Source organism: Thioflexithrix psekupsensis, from assembly GCF_002149925.1.
In the GTDB taxonomy this organism is placed as follows: Bacteria; Pseudomonadota; Gammaproteobacteria; order Beggiatoales; family Beggiatoaceae; genus Thioflexithrix; species Thioflexithrix psekupsensis.
The window spans coordinates 15,630-33,774 of the sequence record NZ_MSLT01000019.1 but is presented as its reverse complement, the minus strand read 5'-3'; the positions used below and the strand labels follow the sequence as shown (position 1 = coordinate 33,774).

At 41.3% G+C, this 18,145-nt stretch carries 14 protein-coding genes and 3 tRNA genes; 14 read left to right on the top strand and 3 right to left on the bottom strand.

Features of this window, described 5'->3' with window-relative positions:
- The first annotated feature begins 2 nt into the window (after window positions 1-2).
- The 14 genes from TPSD3_RS12275 (at window position 3) to lptG (ending at window position 13,817) form a co-directional block, all read left to right on the top strand.
- The gene (locus tag TPSD3_RS12275; protein ID WP_086488834.1) at window positions 3-3,137 is read left to right on the top strand and encodes an efflux RND transporter permease subunit; all 3,135 of its coding nucleotides are present in this window, start codon (window positions 3-5) and stop codon (window positions 3,135-3,137) included.
- Window positions 3,138-3,147: 10 nt separating this feature from the next.
- Complete coding sequence (locus TPSD3_RS12270; protein WP_140048553.1) at window positions 3,148-5,718, top strand: NACHT domain-containing protein; 2,571 nt, start codon at window positions 3,148-3,150, stop codon at window positions 5,716-5,718.
- Between the two features lie 26 nt (window positions 5,719-5,744).
- Entirely contained in the window at window positions 5,745-6,980 is a 1,236-nt protein-coding gene (locus TPSD3_RS12265; protein WP_086488832.1) for a hypothetical protein, read from the top strand.
- On the top strand, window positions 6,964-7,269 hold the full coding sequence (locus TPSD3_RS12260; RefSeq protein ID WP_086488831.1) for a hypothetical protein: 306 nt from the start codon (window positions 6,964-6,966) through the stop codon (window positions 7,267-7,269). The genes TPSD3_RS12265 and TPSD3_RS12260 overlap by 17 nt, the downstream gene beginning before the upstream one ends.
- Window positions 7,270-7,507: 238 nt before the next feature.
- Entirely contained in the window at window positions 7,508-7,978 is a 471-nt protein-coding gene (locus tag TPSD3_RS12255; RefSeq protein WP_086488830.1) for a bacteriohemerythrin, read from the top strand.
- An 87-nt stretch (window positions 7,979-8,065) separates the two neighbouring features.
- Window positions 8,066-8,218, top strand: a complete 153-nt coding sequence (locus TPSD3_RS17610; protein WP_176329864.1) for a hypothetical protein — start codon at window positions 8,066-8,068, stop codon at window positions 8,216-8,218.
- Between the two features lie 87 nt (window positions 8,219-8,305).
- Window positions 8,306-8,971, top strand: a complete 666-nt coding sequence (locus tag TPSD3_RS12250) for a hypothetical protein (protein WP_086488829.1) — start codon at window positions 8,306-8,308, stop codon at window positions 8,969-8,971.
- 111 nt (window positions 8,972-9,082) lie between these two features.
- Window positions 9,083-9,155: transfer RNA gene (locus tag TPSD3_RS12245), tRNA-Glu, on the top strand.
- 85 nt (window positions 9,156-9,240) lie between these two features.
- Window positions 9,241-9,316, top strand: a tRNA-Ala gene (locus tag TPSD3_RS12240).
- Window positions 9,317-9,405: 89 nt separating this feature from the next.
- Window positions 9,406-9,481, top strand: a tRNA-Glu gene (locus TPSD3_RS12235).
- 97 nt (window positions 9,482-9,578) lie between these two features.
- Window positions 9,579-11,174 carry a DNA methyltransferase gene (locus tag TPSD3_RS12230; RefSeq protein WP_217884459.1) on the top strand — a complete coding sequence of 532 codons (1,596 nt, stop codon included), beginning with the start codon at window positions 9,579-9,581 and terminating at the stop codon, window positions 11,172-11,174.
- Window positions 11,175-11,960 (top strand): TdeIII family type II restriction endonuclease, encoded by a 786-nt coding sequence (locus tag TPSD3_RS12225; RefSeq protein WP_086488828.1) that lies wholly within the window; start codon window positions 11,175-11,177, stop codon window positions 11,958-11,960.
- A 23-nt stretch (window positions 11,961-11,983) separates the two neighbouring features.
- A complete protein-coding gene (pdxJ, locus tag TPSD3_RS12220; protein WP_425353092.1) occupies window positions 11,984-12,712 on the top strand; it encodes a pyridoxine 5'-phosphate synthase in 729 nt (242 codons plus the stop codon).
- 28 nt (window positions 12,713-12,740) lie between these two features.
- On the top strand, window positions 12,741-13,817 hold the full coding sequence (gene lptG / locus TPSD3_RS12215) for an LPS export ABC transporter permease LptG (RefSeq protein WP_086488826.1): 1,077 nt from the start codon (window positions 12,741-12,743) through the stop codon (window positions 13,815-13,817).
- On the opposite strand, the gene TPSD3_RS12210 is transcribed toward lptG, so the two are convergent.
- The 3 genes from TPSD3_RS12210 to TPSD3_RS12200 form a co-directional block, all read right to left on the bottom strand.
- The gene (locus TPSD3_RS12210) at window positions 13,814-14,476 is read right to left on the bottom strand and encodes an energy-coupling factor ABC transporter ATP-binding protein (RefSeq protein WP_086488825.1); all 663 of its coding nucleotides are present in this window, start codon (window positions 14,474-14,476) and stop codon (window positions 13,814-13,816) included. The genes lptG and TPSD3_RS12210 overlap by 4 nt on opposite strands.
- Window positions 14,476-15,849: an ankyrin repeat domain-containing protein gene (locus TPSD3_RS12205; RefSeq protein WP_086488824.1), complete on the bottom strand. Its 1,374-nt coding sequence runs from the start codon at window positions 15,847-15,849 to the stop codon at window positions 14,476-14,478. Before TPSD3_RS12205 ends, TPSD3_RS12210 begins: the two co-directional genes overlap by 1 nt.
- Before the next feature lie 95 nt (window positions 15,850-15,944).
- Window positions 15,945-18,134 carry a TRAP transporter permease gene (locus TPSD3_RS12200; RefSeq protein ID WP_086488823.1) on the bottom strand — a complete coding sequence of 730 codons (2,190 nt, stop codon included), beginning with the start codon at window positions 18,132-18,134 and terminating at the stop codon, window positions 15,945-15,947.
- Window positions 18,135-18,145: the final 11 nt, after the last annotated feature.

Sequence of the window (18,145 nt, the reverse complement as noted above, 5' to 3'; positions counted from 1 at the left end):
CGATGCAAACTTTTCAACACCAAACTAATTTAATCGGCATTTTTGCACAACATAAAGTGGCTGCAAATTTATTAATGATGATGATGTTATTATCGGGGGTTTGGGCATTAAGCAAATTAAATACTCAATTTTTTCCGACTTTTGCCTTAGAAATTATTACCGTGCGCGTGGTGTGGAGCGATGCCACCGCAGAAGATGTGCAAACCGCAATTACTCGACCTTTAGAACAGCAATTGCGCAGTGTGGATGGCTTACGCAAAATCACCGCGACATCAGCCGAAAATATCGCCAGCCTCACTTTAGAATATCAACCCAATAAAGACATGGGTGAAGCCTTAGATAATGTTAAAGAAAAAGTCGCATTATTGCGCAATTTACCCCTAGAAGCCGAAGAACCAGAAATCAGTCGTGTGATTCGTTACGATCCGATTGCGCGCTTGTTAATTACGGGGCCTGATGACCCGGCTGAATTGCGACATTTGGCACAACAAATTGAGCGAGAATTATTGCAACGCGGAGTCAGTCAAATTTCTATTTCAGGTTTGCCAGAAGAAGAAATTTCAATTCAAATTCCACAAGTTCATTTAGAAGAATTAGGGCTGACATTAGGCCAAGTTTCTGAAAAAATTAAAGCCTTTAGTCAAGATATTCCCGCAGGTTCTATTGGTCAAGAAGATGCCACGCGCCAATTGCGCAGTTTGGCACAAAGCCGCGATCAATTGGCTTTTATGCAATTACCTTTAGTGGCCGATGAACAAGGGCGTTTATTACGTTTGGGCGATATTGCGCAGGTGGAACGGCGCGCTCAAGATGGCGAAGTGTTATTAACGCATAACCATAAGCCTGCCATTGAATTATTATTGCAACGCGCTGAAAGTGATGATGCCTTAAAAAGTGCCAACATTTTACAAACATGGTTAAAAGAACGGGCGCATTTATTACCCGCTAATATTGAGTTAAAAGTTTATGATCAATATTGGGAGTTGATTCAAGAGCGTATCTCTTTATTACTGAATAATGGGATCAGTGGATTAATTTTAGTGGTGGCGGTGTTATTTATTTTTTTAAATGGTCGGGTGGCGTTTTGGGTGGCGGTGGGCATTCCAGTGTCATTAATGGGCATGTTGGCAGTGTTATATATGGTCGGTGGCAGCATTAATATGATCAGTTTATTTGCCATGATTATGGCATTAGGCATTGTGGTGGATGATGCCATTGTGGTGGGGGAAGATGCGTTTGTGCATTTCCAAATGGGCGAACGATCTTTACTCGCCGCGGAAGGCGGAGCGCAACGGATGTTAGCACCGGTGATGGCTTCTTCTTTAACCACTATTTCTGCGTTTTTACCATTAATGCTCATTAGCGGCACCATTGGCAATATTTTAATTGATATTCCTATTGTGATGATTTGCGTCATTATTGCTTCGGTGATTGAATGTTTTTTTGTGTTGCCCGGTCACTTGCGACATACGTTTCATCAATTGCATCACGCTAAACCCCATCGTATGCGTCAACGCTTGGAATATGCTTTTGACCAATTTCGGGATCAATTTTTCCGCCCGCTGGTGAAAAAAGCCATTGCATGGCGATGGAGTGTGTTGTCTGGTACTGCGGTGATGATGTTGTTGACGGTGGGACTGTTGGCGGGGGGACGAGTGAATTTTACTTTTTTTCCTTCTCCCGACGGTAAGACGGTATTGGCAAACGCCAGTTTTGCTTCGGGAACGCCTAAAGCACAAGTGGATACGTTTTTAAACCATTTGTACGACACCTTGTATGAAACACAAGCCAGTTTTCCTGAGAAAATTGTTAATGTGGTGGTGTTGCGTCACGGCTCAACGTCAGTGACAAGCGCGGGCGGAGCGCGACAAGGAGATCAATTTGGTTCTTTAATGGTGGAATTAACTTCACCGGATAGCCGCGACGTGCGCAATCAAGCCTTTATTCGGGCGTGGCGCGAGCGGGTGCAAACGGTAGCGGGTTTGGAAACGCTGACCATTAGCGAACAGCGCGGGGGGCCGCCCGGACGGGATATTGAGGTGCGTTTTATGGCTGAAGACCCGTATCAGGTGAAAGCGGCTTCGTTGGCTTTGCAGACAGTATTGCGTACTTTTGAGGGCGTGAGTGCGATTGAAGATGATATGCCTTATGGTCAAGAGCAGTGGATTTTTAGTCTTACGCCGCAAGGCAAGGCGTTGGGTTTGACGGTGGCGAGTGTGGGGCAGCAGTTGAGAGCGGCTTATGATGGGCAGTTAGTGCAGATTTTCCAAGATGGGGATGATGAAGTGGAGGTGCGGGTGTCGTTGCCGGATGGGGATCGGTATCGTTTGGCCAGTTTGCAGCAGTTGACTTTGCAATTGCCGAATGGGGGCAGTGTGCCATTTACCAGTGCGGTGACATTGACCACACAACGCGGTTTTGAAGCCTTGCGACGCGCTCAGGGACGTTTAGCAGCTCAGGTGTCAGCGGATGTGGATGCCGCAGTGACCAATGCCAATGAGATTTTGGCAAATTTAGAAGAAAATGTGTTACCCGAATTGGTGAGCCGTTATGGGGTGGAATATTCATTTGAAGGACGCGCCGCGGATCAAATGGAAACATTAGGCGATATGAAACGGGGTTTATTTTTCGCGTTAATTTTAATGTATTTAATTTTAGCGTGGCAATTTTCTTCTTATGGTTGGCCGTTATTGGTATTAAGTGTGATTCCGTTTGGATTGGTGGGGGCGGTGTTTGGGCATTGGGTGATGGGGATTGATTTAACGATTTTATCGTTATTTGGATTTTTTGGTTTATCGGGAATTGTGGTGAATGATTCGATAGTTTTAGTGACTTTTTATCAGCAATTACGTGCAGAGGGAATGGCCATTTATGAAGCGTTAATTGAGGCTTCTTGTCAGCGTTTGCGTGCGGTGTTATTAACGTCATTAACAACTATTTTTGGTTTAACGCCGTTATTATTTGAAACTTCATTACAAGCGCAATTTTTAATCCCGATGGCGACATCGATTGCTTTTGGTTTAATGTTTTCCACGATTTTGGTATTATTTGCTGTTCCCGTGTTATTGTCGATTTATGAGGACATCATGTCCTCTAAAGCGGTTGAAAAATCAGGTGTGGTATTGGCTAAGAGTTAAGGAGGGGAAAATGGCGGATAATGTCGATAACTTGTTGTTTCAGATTCATGAGCGTTTATTGGATTATTATGATTCTATTTTTACACATAATAATCCTAAACAACAACTCCCAGAATGCCGTAAATTTGCGGAGGCATTTTGTCGTTATCTTTATGTTAAGAAAAATGGAAAGCAACCCGATGGAAAACCAACTTTAGAAAATTATTTAGGCTCAAAAAGCAGTCCAGACCGACCCGATTTTGGACATTTAGAAAATCCATTAAGAACCATTCAAGGTTATGGTAATTTTGGAATCCATGATCAAGACAAATCAAAAGAAATTACTAACGCTTTTATAAAACCTGCTTTAGAGGCTGTTCGTTATTTAATGCAATGGCATAATGAAGAATTATCTAAGGAGTGGTTTGAAAAGTATGGTTTTGAAATTAAAAATGTTTATTTAAATGGAATCATTAAGCAGTGCAGCACCATACGGATTTTAGGGCATCATGAGCCTGTGCCTTTGGAGGGAATTTTTACAGATGTTTTTGTGTTAGATAAACCTTCGGCACAACGTCGTTACGATATTTCTAAATTGACAGAAGACCCCGCTTTTTTAGAAAAAACACCACGCAGTAATGGCTTAGAATTGGTTAAAAATCAAAGTGATAAGCGTTTATTTATTTTAGGAAAACCTGGTGCAGGTAAAACCACTTTTCTTAAATATATTGCTCTGCAAGCGGCTCAGGGTAAAATTGATAAATTACCTATTTTTGTCTCGTTAAAAGAATGGGCAGACAGTGGCTTAGATTTACAGCCTTTTTTAAATCAGCAATTTGTCGCCTGTGGTATTCCTCACAATTGGCAGTTTATTGATGTTATGTTAAGAATGGGTGAAATGATTGTGTTATTTGATGGCTTAGATGAAGTGCAAGAAAGCGGTGGAATTCGAGAAAAAATAAATCAACAATTAAAACAATTCAGCAAGGATTATTTAAACAGTACTTGTTTAATCAGTTGTCGTAATGCCGCAAGTGATTATACTTTTGATTATTTCGTTTATACCGAAATTGCCGATTTTACCGAGGCGCAAATCAAGGCTTACGCAAAAAAATGGTTTAGTGGAGAAAAAGTAGCCAAACGAGATAAATTTTTTACTGCGTTTCAGCAAGAAGAACACAAAGGATTGCGAGAGTTGGCGCGCACGCCTTTATTGTTGAGTTTGTTGTGTTTGGCGTTTGATGACACCATGAATTTTCCCTCACGACGGCTTGAACTTTACGAAGAGGCGGTCGATGCCTTATTGAAGAAATGGGATGCGTCCAGAGCGATTCAACGCGATGTCATTTATAAAGGCTTGTCTTTAGGGCGTAAGCGGCAATTGTTGGCAACAATCGCGGCGTTAAATTTTGATAAAGGCAATTATTTTATTGCGCAAAAATCATTAGAACAACAGCTTGTACATTTTTTGCAAAAAGTACCCGAATTTAAAGAACAAGAAATAGAAGGCGAACGGGTTTTAAAAAGCATTGAAGCGCAGCATGGTTTATTGATAGAACGGGCTAAATCGATTTATTCCTTTTCGCATTTAACCATTCAAGAATTTTTTACTGCCAAATATATTGCAGAAAATCCCAGCCAAATCAAGGCATTAATACCGCATTATCATGAACCACGTTGGCGAGAAGTATTTTTATTAACGGTAAGTTTATTGAGTGAAGAGCATAGCACACAATTTTTTAAGGACTTTCAAGATTTTTTACGGCAATCAGTCATTTCAGATGCGCCTGAATTAGCAAAGCTGTTGTCTTGGGCAACTCGAAAGGCAAGTAAAATACAATCTGGTGATAAATCTGCTGATGTTAGGGTAGTTTATATTCTTTTAGGGGTTGTATCTTACCGCACCCTCAATCGAGTCCACTACCGTGTCCTTGACCGTGTCCTTGACCGTGTTCCTGACCGTGTCCTTGCCAAAACCATTGATCGAATCATCGTTCTCGCCATCACCCGCACCCGTGCTTCCGACCGCATCCTCGCCATCAACTGTGACTTCGACCGTGGCCGTGCCTTCGCTCGCGATCTTGCCCGCGCCTCCGCTCGCGATCTTGCCCGTGACCTCGATCTTGCCCGCGCCCCCGCTCTAATCCGCGATCTTGCCATCAATTTAGTCTATAAAGCAGACTACTTCATATCAATCATTTTGCTACACTGTGATACTTTTGCAGAGTTTTCCTCACAAATATTCCCTGAGTTAAGAGAACAACAACAAGAGTGGACTCACTTCTTTAAAGAATTTGTAGAATTATGCAAAACCTCTCCTGATTATTATGCTGAACTATCTAAACTAAAACTGCCTGATGAAAATAGCAGCACTTCCGAATGGCAAGAATTCACAGCTCAATTCCGACAATTAAGTCAAAAACACCAAGACATTGGCTATCGATGGCAATTAACGGAAGAACAATTTGATAAATTAGCCACTTATTTAAAAGACAATTTATTTTTATTAGAATGCCTAAAATTAGCGATGGTAGAAGACCGACAGGCGATTGAAGATCAATTATTGTATTTTCCTGAAGAATCAGGCAAACTTGACTTGTAATTAACTTTTTACTCAGGAGCTTTATCATGACTGCTGTAGTTTCTTTTAATACTCGTTTTTTGTATTCATTCTTTTTTGAGCCTGATATAGAAAAGCAGAAGGAAGCCTTAATTAACGCCTCATTTGGTAAGCATCAAGTTTGGGAATTAGGCAAGCCAAAAGATTTTTATAAGCAAGAATTCCTAGAGGAAGCCACCGACTTTATTTTTACTGAAGGACAATATTTTATTCTTAATCATGTCCTGAATGATCAATGGTTAAATGAACTTGAAGTCACGCTTAACGGAAAACCGCTTTTCAAAGCCAAAGCAAGTCCACACGACAAAATCGAATTATTCCTATCGCCGCAGGGAATTGGTGTTTTATCTATTCCTTTGCAAGCGGATAATGTCAGTGATTTTGATGCGATTAAGCGATTTAATTATCAATTATCACAAGCCCCTTACAAAACCCCTTCTTTATCTTTACCGCATAATGAGAAAAACCCTAATCCTATTCCTGATAAAAACAGCGAATTAATAGCACGTTTAGGTAAAGCAGGGGGAAAATGGACATTAGTTGAATTGCGTAATTATTTATTACAACCGCTTCAATCTTTTGGCTTAAAAACCGCAGTTAGAGAGCAGTTTTCTGTTTATAGCGTGTTGCGTTTTAAAGAGATGGATTTATCTAATCCAAAGGTGGATTTATCTAATCCAGAGAAACAAGCAGAATTGCGGCCCTTATTGGCTGGCTTGGCACACCTTGAAGAGTCCAAGCACGCAGGCAGTATTGATGTGGAGCAGAAATTGTTAAATACGCATCATTGGTGCGCTGTGGGGACGTTGGCAGCGGTACATTTCGTGGCAGATCAGGGAGAAGATGTTGCATTTAATAATCAGCGAGTGCCAATTGTTTTTGATAAATATTTTATTGTCTATTTAACTGCCCTAATGCAACGCTTAGTTTTACGCCATATTTTAATGCAGGCAAATCGCTGTCCCCATTCCAATAAAAATCACAGCGCAAAAGATTTGCAAGCACTTCATGATTTATTACTCACTTTTATGATTAAAGGTTATTTTACCGAAATCAGCAGCCGAGAAGTCATTAATCAATATTATATTCTAATGCGCAAAGCATTACGGATTGAAGAAGCCTTTAATACCTTGCAGCGAGCGTTACATGACATTGATGCTAAACAGTCGATAATCGACGCGCAACAATCTGCAAAAGAGAGAGAAAGCCCTAAAACAAAGCATTTCTATGCAAAGCAAAATTGAGTGGTTAGAAGTTTTCTTTGCCTCTTATTACGCGGGCGCATTGGCTTATTATTTAAGTTATGGTTGGTTTAGTAAAGGATATTCCAGTGCGGGAACATTATTTTGGGCAGTTTTTGTGGGGGCGGTGGCAATGTGGGGGTTAAAACCTTGGGATCATGAGCATGGACATGGTGAGAAAAACGAAACTGAAAAGCCGTCTTTTATTCGCAAACATATCCTCCCTATTTCTGGAATCGGAATCGGAATTGTCTTTGCAATCTGGTTAGCGGTTGGTTTTGTTTCTAAATAAACAATGTTTTAATCCTCTACTTAGGATCAGTGTGCGCTATGTTTTACATCAGCAACTTCCCAATCCAGACTGCGCGAATATCGATCATTTCATAAAAATATCGACAGTCTAAAAAATCACTGATACAGTCATCATTAAGGATCGCCCTGATGATTATTTCCATCTGAGTACCGTGCATTTTTCAGTGAATAATCCTTTCGATCCCCATCTCAACCCCAATAGGAGGCTAAAACGTAATATGAAAAACCTAGTCGAATGGACAGAAGAACTGAGTGTTGGTATTCAAGAGATTGATGAGCAGCATAAAATTTTGGTTAGCTTGCTTAACCGTATGCACGAAGGTATCATCATGGGGCAGGACAAGCAGGTGATCAACGGCATTTTAAATGAATTGGCGCAATACACCGTAATCCATTTTGCGGTAGAAGAGAGCCTGATGCGCATTTTTGACTATCCTGAATATGACCTGCACAAAAAACACCACGAAGAACTAACGCATCAAGTGATTGAATTACAAGCGAAATTAAAAATTGACCAAGATGCCATTAGCATGGAAGTGTTGCATTTTCTGCGTCATTGGTTGACGTATCATATTTTGGGCGATGACAAAAAATATGGCCCCTTTTTGCTTGACCGTGGCTTACAAGGCTCATGGTCGCAGCGGTCGTGGATGGGCAAAATTTGGTCTCATTTGCGTCATCACGATTAGTTTTTTAGTTTTAAATGGGATAATAGCGCAGTATAATATTGCCTTATTATCCCGTGTTATAGAACACTACATTTTTGGGTTATTGTTATGTCCACTCTGGCTGATGCAAAAAATGAAGTTCAGATTTTGGGCGATGACAAAAAATATGGCCCCTTTTTGCTTGACCGTGGCTTACAAGGCTCATGGTCGCAGCGGTCGTGGATGGGCAAAATTTGGTCTCATTTGCGTCATCACGATTAGTTTTTTAGTTTTAAATGGGATAATAGCGCAGTATAATATTGCCTTATTATCCCGTGTTATAGAACACTACATTTTTGGGTTATTGTTATGTCCACTCTGGCTGATGCAAAAAATGAAGTTCAGAAATTAGTCCGTTATTACAACGATCTTAAAGCCGAAGCTAAAAATTCAGAAACAGCCGCCAATGCCGCAGAAAATTTAGCCAAGCAAATCAAGGCGATGCAGCAAACCCTCACCCGTTTGCAAGAGCCAAAGAATGGTCTCGCTCCCGAAATGTTACAAGCCGAAGCGGAAAAGGTCGCCTTAGAAGCTCGCATCGCACAAATTGAGCAAGAACAGCAACAAGCCAGAGAACAAATTAACCATCTTTCTCAAGCTAAACTGGAATTAAAACGCCTTAAAAATCAAGTTGAAGGCAGTTTATTAGAGCGAGAAAGTTTAAATGAAAATCTGCAATCTCAACTTGAACGCTTGATGAAAAAAACCGAAATCGAACAACAAGAGTTCAAAACCCAATTAGAAGTTATCCGTAAACAAGCCGAGCGCGATACTGAAGTGTTGCGTATTCAGCGTGACGCAGCGCGGGCGCAACAAAAGGTAGAACAAGAACGTTTGGAAGCCTTTCAAGCCCAGATTGGTAGTCGTTTTCGCTGGATTATGCTGGGTGCGGCGGGGGGGATGTTGTTGGGGGCGGGGAGTATTGTTGGTATTCTCTTATTCACACCGCTATTGGATGGGTTGATTGGCAAATAGCCCGCAAAATTTTTCACGGATTGACGAAAAAGGCTTGCATTAACATCAATGACAGCCTATAATGTCCACTTTATCGCGTTAAGTGCCTAAAACGCACAAGCAACCAGTTATGTCCCCTTCGTCTAGGGGCCTAGGACATCGCCCTTTCACGGCGGTAACAGGGGTTCGAATCCCCTAGGGGACGCAATTCACGCCCTTTTTGAATCTTTCCGAATGGCTCAAAAACAGTGTGCAAAAGTTAAACTGGTGATATTCGCTTTAAGCAATTCGGGGCTATAGCTCAGCTGGGAGAGCGCTACAATGGCATTGTAGAGGTCGGCGGTTCGATCCCGCCTAGCTCCACCACTTCTCTTGGCGTATTGCCTGTAATCTATTAGAAGTGTCCGAATTCGCAAAACCTCACGCATCATGCCCCGCGCTTGATACACAAATAAGTCCCCTTCGTCTAGTGGCCTAGGACATCGCCCTTTCACGGCGGTAACAGGGGTTCGAACCCCCTAGGGGACGCCAATCGTTTTTTGTTGCCTGTCCTGTTTTTCTCTTCCCCTGTTTCTGACTACCGCTTATAATTGGCGTGGCCTTATTTTTTTAGATTCAAAAGCACATCATGAACACAATGCTAGAAACTGAGGAATTATTAACGCTTAAACAAGCGGCTGAATTTGCCAGTGAATATACCAAGAAAAATGTCACCACGTCTAATATTTCTTACTTAATTAACTATGGAAGAATACATAAAAATGAGCATCACGGTGCAGTTTTTATCGCAAAACAAGAGTTAATTAATTATTATAATTCTTATTATGGTAATCGAGAAATTGACTGGAAATCTAAATTAGGTCAGGATTTAAATTGGGCATTAAGTTTTGAGCATCTGAAAGAAGCCGAGACCACCAAACATGTGCATCGTTTGCATCCTTATAAGGGTAAATTTATTCCCCAATTGGTGGCTTATTTTTTAGATGAGCAAACCGATGAATTTAAAACCCAAGTTTTTTTTAAAAAAGGCGATATTGTACTCGATCCTTTTTGCGGCAGTGGAACAACCTTAGTGCAAGCAAGTGAGTTGGGTATTCATGCCATTGGTGTTGATATTTCAGCTTTTAATAGCTTAATTTCCAATGTAAAAGTGGCTCAAGTCGATTTAACAGACCTTCATTGTGAAATTAAGAAAATAACGCAATTATTAAAAACATTTGTTGCCCATTCTGCACATATCCAATTTGAAAATGAACTGTCTTATTTTTTGAGTGAATATGACAGAAAATATTTTCCTTCTCCTGAGTTTAAACTTAAAGTAAGAAAAAAAGAAATTGATGAAAAAACTTACGCAGAATTTCACGAAAAAGTGGTATTAGAAAAATTTAATGAGCTTCTCATTAAATATAATTTAAAAATCACTCAAAATACCCAAGAACGTTTTTTAGATAAATGGTATTTGCAACCTGTTCGTGATGAAATTGATTTTGTGTTTGAACAAATCAAAAAAGTACAAAATCGCCTGACGAAAAAAGTATTAACCATTATTTTAAGTCGCACTCTTCGCAGTTGTAGAGCCACCACTCATGCCGATTTAGCCACTTTATTAGAGCCTGTTTCTACCACTTATTATTGTGCTAAACATGGCAAGATTTGCAAGCCTCTATTTTCTATTGTGTCATGGTGGGAAAGATATTGTAAAGATACTTTACAACGTTTTGCCCAATTCTCTACCTTGCGCACGTCTACTTTTCAATATTGCCTGAATGGTAATTCTGAAAATATTGATTTATTTTCTGAACTAGAAAAAAAACATCCTCATTTTTTCCAATTGGCGCAGCAACAAAAAATTAAAGGTATTTTTTCCAGTCCGCCTTATGTGGGGCTGATTGACTACCATGAACAACACGCTTACGCTTATGATTTATTTGGTTTTGAGCGTAAAGATGAGCAAGAAATCGGCGCAATGTCGAAAAAACAAACGAAACAAGCCCAGCAAGCCTACGCACAAGGCATTGCTAATGTACTGAATAATAGCAAGCGATTTTTAGCAGATGATTATGACATTTTCTTAGTCGCCAATGACAAATTTAATTTATATCCACAAATTGCCCAAATAGCAGAAATGCAAATTGTCAATCAATACAAACGACCTGTATTAAATCGCACTGAAAAAGACAAAGGGGCTTATTCCGAAATCATTTTTCATTTAAAGGCAATTTAAATGGCTCTCAGTGACGAGCAAAAAAATTGCATTCAAGAAGTGATTAAAACTTGTTTGCGCAATAAATTTAAAAACTATAAACCAGAAACCAATTATATGCCTTTTCATCATGCTTTACTGGGAAAGGACAGGATGGCTTTATTTTCTTTTATTCATTCGCTTAATACCACTTTTGGCAGTAGCATTTTTGAACCTGTTACAGTGGCCTTATCACAGGCTAATTCCAACTTTAAACAAACTCACCAACAATTTGTGGTAGGAAATAAAATCAGTGAATTAGCACAGAGAGAAATTCAGCACATTATTAATGAGCTTTCTACAGGAAAAAATCCGAACAAAGAAGATGAAATAGCAAGAATAAGAAAAGTATGTCAACAAGGAAATATGCAGAAATTAAAAACAGTAAAGGTAGACTTATACTTAGAAACAAAAAATAATGAAATTCATTTATTTGATCTGAAAACCGCAAAACCAAATCAAAGTAATTTTAAAGATTTTAAAAGAACGTTATTAGAATGGATTGCTATCATTTTAGCTGAACGTCCCAATGTGACTGTACATTCTTACGTTGCTATCCCTTATAATCCTTATTATCCAGAGCCTTATCAACGTTGGACATTAAAAGGAATGCTAGATGATACCCATGAGTTGAAAGTGGCTGAAGAATTTTGGGATTATTTAGGAGGGACAGATACTTTTAATGATTTACTTCATTGTTTTGAATTAGCAGGCATGGTTCTTAAACCAGAAATAGATGATTATTTTAATCAGTTTGTTAAACAGTAATAAAGGCCATTCACCCCATGAAAATCCCCATCCGATTAGGCGTAAATATTGACCATGTTGCCACCTTGCGCGAAGTGAGAAAAACACGTTATCCTGAACCTTTGCATATTGCCTTATTGGCTGAACAATCTGGGGCTGATCTGATCACGATGCACTTACGCGAAGATCGTCGCCACATTCAAGATAAAGATGTCCGTTTGGCAAAAAAACTGTTACAAACTCGTTTAAATTTAGAAATGGGTGTGACAGAGGAAATGTTGAATTTGGCAGAAGAAATTCGTCCCTCTGATTGCTGTTTAGTGCCTGAAAAAAGAGAAGAATTAACCACAGAAGGCGGATTGGATGTCATCGGGCATTATGCGCGAATTCAAGCCGCGGTGGCGCGTTTGGCGGCGGTAGATATTCGTGTATCCTTGTTTATCGACCCCATGATTGAGCAAATTGATGCCGCAAAACAAGTGGGCGCACCTGTTATTGAATTACACACGGGACGCTATGCCGATGCCCTCACCGAATCGCAACGACAAGCCGAACGCGAACAATTGCGCCAAGCCTCCGCTTACGCCCATCAATTGGGTTTACAAGTCAATGCGGGGCATGGTTTGCATTATCATAACGTCACTGATATTGCCGCTATTCCAGAAATATGTGAATTAAATATTGGACATGCCATTGTTGCCCATTCTTTATTCGTGGGATTTGCCGCTGCGGTGCGAGAAATGCGGGATTTAATGGTAGCGGCTCGTGATTAACTGAAATATTTACCTTGAGCCACTGTTTATGTTGACCCTTTTAGATCGCTATATTGCTCGCCATGTGATGGAGGGGATTTTCATTGTTTTGCTGGTATTGGTGGGATTATTTACGTTTTTTTCTTTTATTGAAGAAGTCGATGATATTGGCAAAGCAAGTTATGGTTTACAACAAGCGATTTCTTATGTGTTATGGCAAGTGCCATTGCAGATTTATGAATTATTTCCCACTTCTGCATTATTAGGCAGTTTAATTGCGTTAGGCACATTGGCGAATAACAGCGAATTAACCGTGATGCGCGCATCGGGAATGTCAATAACTAGAATTGCTTTTTCGGTGTTAAAAGTGGGTTTATTATTGACTTTATTCGCCATGCTTATGGGTGAAACATTAGCCCCTTATGGTGAGCAGCAAGCGCGAGTGATGCGGTCGTTGGCGCAATCGGATCAAGATCGGATGGTGTTTCAAACTCGTTATGGTTTTTGGGCGCGAGATGGGGCGGATTTTATTAATATTCGGGCTATTTTGCCTGATGGTGGGTTCAGTGACATCAGTTTGTATCGTTTACAAGCCGACACTTTGCAGCCTGAAATGCTCATTCGGGCGCGCACGGCGTATTATGAAAATGAGCAATGGGTATTGCATGAAGTCACCCGCAATGTATTCACTGAGACAGGTGTACAACGGGAATTTTTACCGCATTTGGCGTGGACAGCCTTATTAAACCCTGATTTGGTGCGCATGGTGGTGATTCGTCCGAATAAATTATCTAGCGTAGGATTGTATTCGTATATTACTTATTTGCGCCATAGTGGTCAACAAACGCAACGTTATGAATTGGCGTTGTGGCAGCGTTTGTCTTATCCTTTGGTGAGTATCACCATGATTTTATTGGCAATTCCATTTGTATTTGGTTCACTGCGCAGTGTGACTGTGGGGCAGCGCATTATGGTGGGGGCTTTGTTGGGGATTGGTTTTCACATGTTGAATCAAGCCGCGGCGAATATGGGTTTAGTCTATCATTTTCCTCCGTTTATCAGTGCCTTACTGCCACCTATTCTCTTTATCGGCTTGGCTTTTGTGCTGATGCGTCGCGTGTTCTAACACTCGCGTTTCTGCAACACGCCTTCTTTTAATTCATAATATTGCACGGACAGTTGCGATAAAAACGCCTCATCGTGAGACACAATAATCATCGCGTGCGACAAATCGTTAAGTTCTTGTCGTAGTCGTTGGCGTGCATGAACGTCCAAGCCCGTTGTCGGCTCGTCTAAAAGTAATACATCTGGCTGCATCGCCAACACCGTTGCCAAAGCCACTAAACGCTTTTCTCCGCCGGATAATTCATGAGTCAAGCGATTTTCGTATTCTGATAATCCCAGTTTTTGTAAAACTTCACGGGTCAACACGCTGGCTTCATGGGCGGTTTTGCCCTGATTTAAGGGGCCGAAGGCGACATCTTCAGCAACAGTAGGACAGAACAATTGATCATCCGCATCTTGGAATAATAAACCCAATCGCGTGCGAATGGGAGAAAAATCGGCTTCGGTTTGTCGCTTTTCTCCAAAAATATAAATGTCTCCCCGTATGGGAAATAATAAACCCAATAGTAAATGCAATAAAGTCGTTTTGCCACTGCCATTATCGCCCACAATCGCAATTCTTTCGCCAGAAAAAAGGTTTAAATTGACTCCTGTTAATACGGATTTTCCTGTGGGATAATGATAATGAAGATTCTGTAAAGCAATCAGTGGAATGGGCATTAAATATAACGATTCCGTTGTGGCGTATCAAAGCCACCCAATAATTGAATAATATCACGGGCATTATCGGCTTGTTGTTTGCGTTCGGGAGGAATTTCTTCTCCAGACACATCCTCTACCGCTCCCCAACACGCAAAAGCATGTTCTAATACGGTTAAACCTCGCGGCGAATGCTGTTTAATATCGATGCCTTTTTCCATCAGCAATTTAACATTTTTTAAAGAATAAGCAGAAATAGCCGAGAAAATAGGCGTATAACCTTGCGGATCAGGCATATTAATATCAATTCCGCGTTCAAATAAATATTCCATCACCGCCGAAGAATCCGTGCAAGAAGCCGCATGAAATAAAGCCCGCGAACGATATAAATCCGTTCCTTTATCTAATAAATATTTGACCAATTCCACCTCCCCACGACGCGCCGCAATGCCTAATGGCATTAATCCCTTAGCATCTTGTGCGTGCAAATTCGCACCCGCATCAACCAACGCCGTCACCATCTCCAAATGATGATGAATAATGGCTAAATGCAACGGCGTATAAGCCTGTTTATCTAGCGTGGGCAGATTTAAATTGGCGTGATGTTGAATTAATAATTGGGTTAATTCTTTTAAGTCACTTTCTTTAATATTCTGGATATTTTGATTCGTGGCGCGATAACTGGCCAAATAATGCAACGCGGCAAAACCGGGTTCCTGATCTTGTCGATTGGGGTCTGCACCTTGATCTAATAGACGTTTAAAAGTCCGTTTATCTTTGTTATAACGCGCCACCAATAATAATGCGGTTCGTCCCGCGTTTGGTTTATCCGAATCAATAGTAGAATTAACATCAACGCCTTTATTTAATAATAAATCCACTAATTCACTTAATCCCAAACGCGCTGCTAAATGCAATGGATTTTCTCCCGCTTCATTTGTCGCTTGTAAATCGGCTCCGCGTTCAATTAAAACCAAAGCAGCCATACGGCGTTGTTTACGGTTTTCTATTAATTCACTGGCATTAGATTTATTCACCGTTTCATCGGCTTCAATTAATAAATGCAAAGGCGTGTTGCCTTTATACAAGGCATTAACAGGACTTCCTGCATTTAATAATTGTTTTAATACTTCGGTCTGTGCGCTTGCAGCCGCTTCGTGTAGCAGCATGCAATCATCCCAATTTTTACACAACGCATAATGCGCATTAAATTGAAGATAATCTTGAATTTTTGCCACTTGTCCTTGACGCGCTGCGTGTAGTGCTTCGACAAAACGATAAGGCGGACTGTCCAAAGCCTCTGGAGAATAAGGCTCTATCTCATCAGTAGCGTGATGAGTTTGCGGCGTATCGGCATTTCCCATGAAGTTTTTTAATTTATCAAACAATCCCATTTTATTTCTCCAATAAAGAGCCTGAATCAAAACTTTTTCATTTAAAACGTGAGCATTCTGATTCAGGCAAGAGATAAATGCTTAATGGACAACACTCAAGAAGGCTGTCCAGCAGGGGGATTTTTTGGTGCAATCCGTTGCAATCCCCAACCTATAGCAGCGAGAACAATGCCAATCACATCAGTGATCCAATCTCCAGAAATCATACACAACGCCGCCACCAATAACAGCAAGCGCAATAGGGTATTAGCATGTCCTAAAAACCAACCTTGCACCGCAGCCGCCAAGAAAAATACTCCCATCACCGCAGTGACCACATTACGTGCCACCACAATCCATGTATCTTCCATCAATAAACCAGGACTGTAGAAGAACATAAACGGAATAATAAACGCCGCAATACCCAATTTAAATGCAGTAATAGAAGTCCGCATCGGTTCTGAACCCGCGATAGCCGCGCCTGCATAAGCAGCCAACGCCACTGGCGGAGTAATGGCCGAAATCACCGCATAATAAAACACAAAGAAATGGGCAATTAATGGACTAATTCCCAACTGAATCAAGCCCGGTGCCACCACTGCCGCCGCCACCGCATAAGCCGCCGTGGTCGGCATTCCCATGCCTAATAACATTGAAATGCCCATCGCAAAAATCAATGCCAACAATTGACTGGTCGCAGCCACTTGTAACAACATAGAAGAAAAACGTAAACCCACGCCCGTTAAACCAATCACCCCCACAATAATCCCCGCACACGCACACACCGCAATCAGTTGTATCGACATCCGCGCCGCTGAATTCAAAGCCCCTAACATGCTACGCAAACCCATTTTATTAGGGCTGATCCAACTGACCACCACCGCACTGGCCAAAGCCAACGTTCCCGCACGAATCACCGAATAACCCATGAATAAAGCCCCAATTAAAATAATAATTGGAATAAATAAATAAACCTGCTTAATCAACTCGGCTAAAATCGGTAATTCATCTTTAGACATCGGCCGCATATTAGAACGACGCGCTTCTAAATCCACCATGAAATAAATGGATAAAAAATACAATAATGCAGGGATTAATGCGGCAACAATTAATTCAGTATAAGGAATCCCCGTCACCTCAGCCATAATAAATGCCCCCGCCCCCATAATTGGCGGCATAATCTGCCCGCCAGTAGAAGCAGCGGCTTCAATTGCGGCAGCACTTTGTGGACGGTAGCCCACTCGTTTCATTAAGGGAATGGTTAATGACCCCGTAGCCACCACATTACCGGCCGAAGTGCCATTAATCATCCCCATTAAACCGCTGGCAAAAACGGCCACTTTAGCCGGTCCCCCCTGCGCTTTCCCAGCCACCGCAAAAGCAAAATTAACAAAATAATCCCCCACTTTGGAAGCCTGCAAAAACGCCGCAAAAGCAATAAATAACACGATATAAGTCGAAGACACCGCTGTGGTCGCGCCTAAAATACCATTATCCGTATAAAGATAAGTAAAAAATCGCTCCATCCCATACCCCGAATGGTATAAAAACCCCGGCAAATAAGGCCCCACAAACGCATAAACAATAAAAATAGCGGAAATAATCACCAAAGCCAAACCCGCCACTCGTCGGGTTAATTCCAAAATCAATAACACGCCCACCAACGCCGTCCAAAAATCAGCTTGAGTTGGCATGACACCGGCACGAAATTGTAAGGCTTTCAGATTAAATAATAGATAAAGCGCAACAGTCATGCACGCCAAAATCAATAACCAATCTGACCACACAATATCATGACCCCGCGTCCGAAATACCCACGGCACGACAATCGCAATCAATGCCGATGTCACCAGTAAATAACCATAATATTGGAATAACCAATTGGGTGGATTTTTAACGTCTAATCCATAGCGCAAAAAAAACGCATATAACACCGCACTAAACGCCAAAAAACCTGCCACCGTCGCCACGGTTAAAAAAACACGTTCGGCAACTAATGAAGTATATTGTGAGGGAGTTAATGTGGTGAGCGGTTGAAATAAATGCAAACTCAATGCACTGGTAATGGCATAACCAATCGCCAAACCAAAAGCCACATGAATAATGCGAAAAGCCCATGTTTCCAATGGCGCGACATTCAACACAATTAAATGGAATAGGGTAAAAACCACACACGCCACAAAAACCAAATGATATTGCCAACCCATTAAACCACGTTCATTCGACGCGCTGGCTTCTTCATCAACACCTTGGGCAATAATACGGCTTTGTGCGGGATCGGCGGGGGACTCTGCGGTAGTGGACATGTTAATCTCTC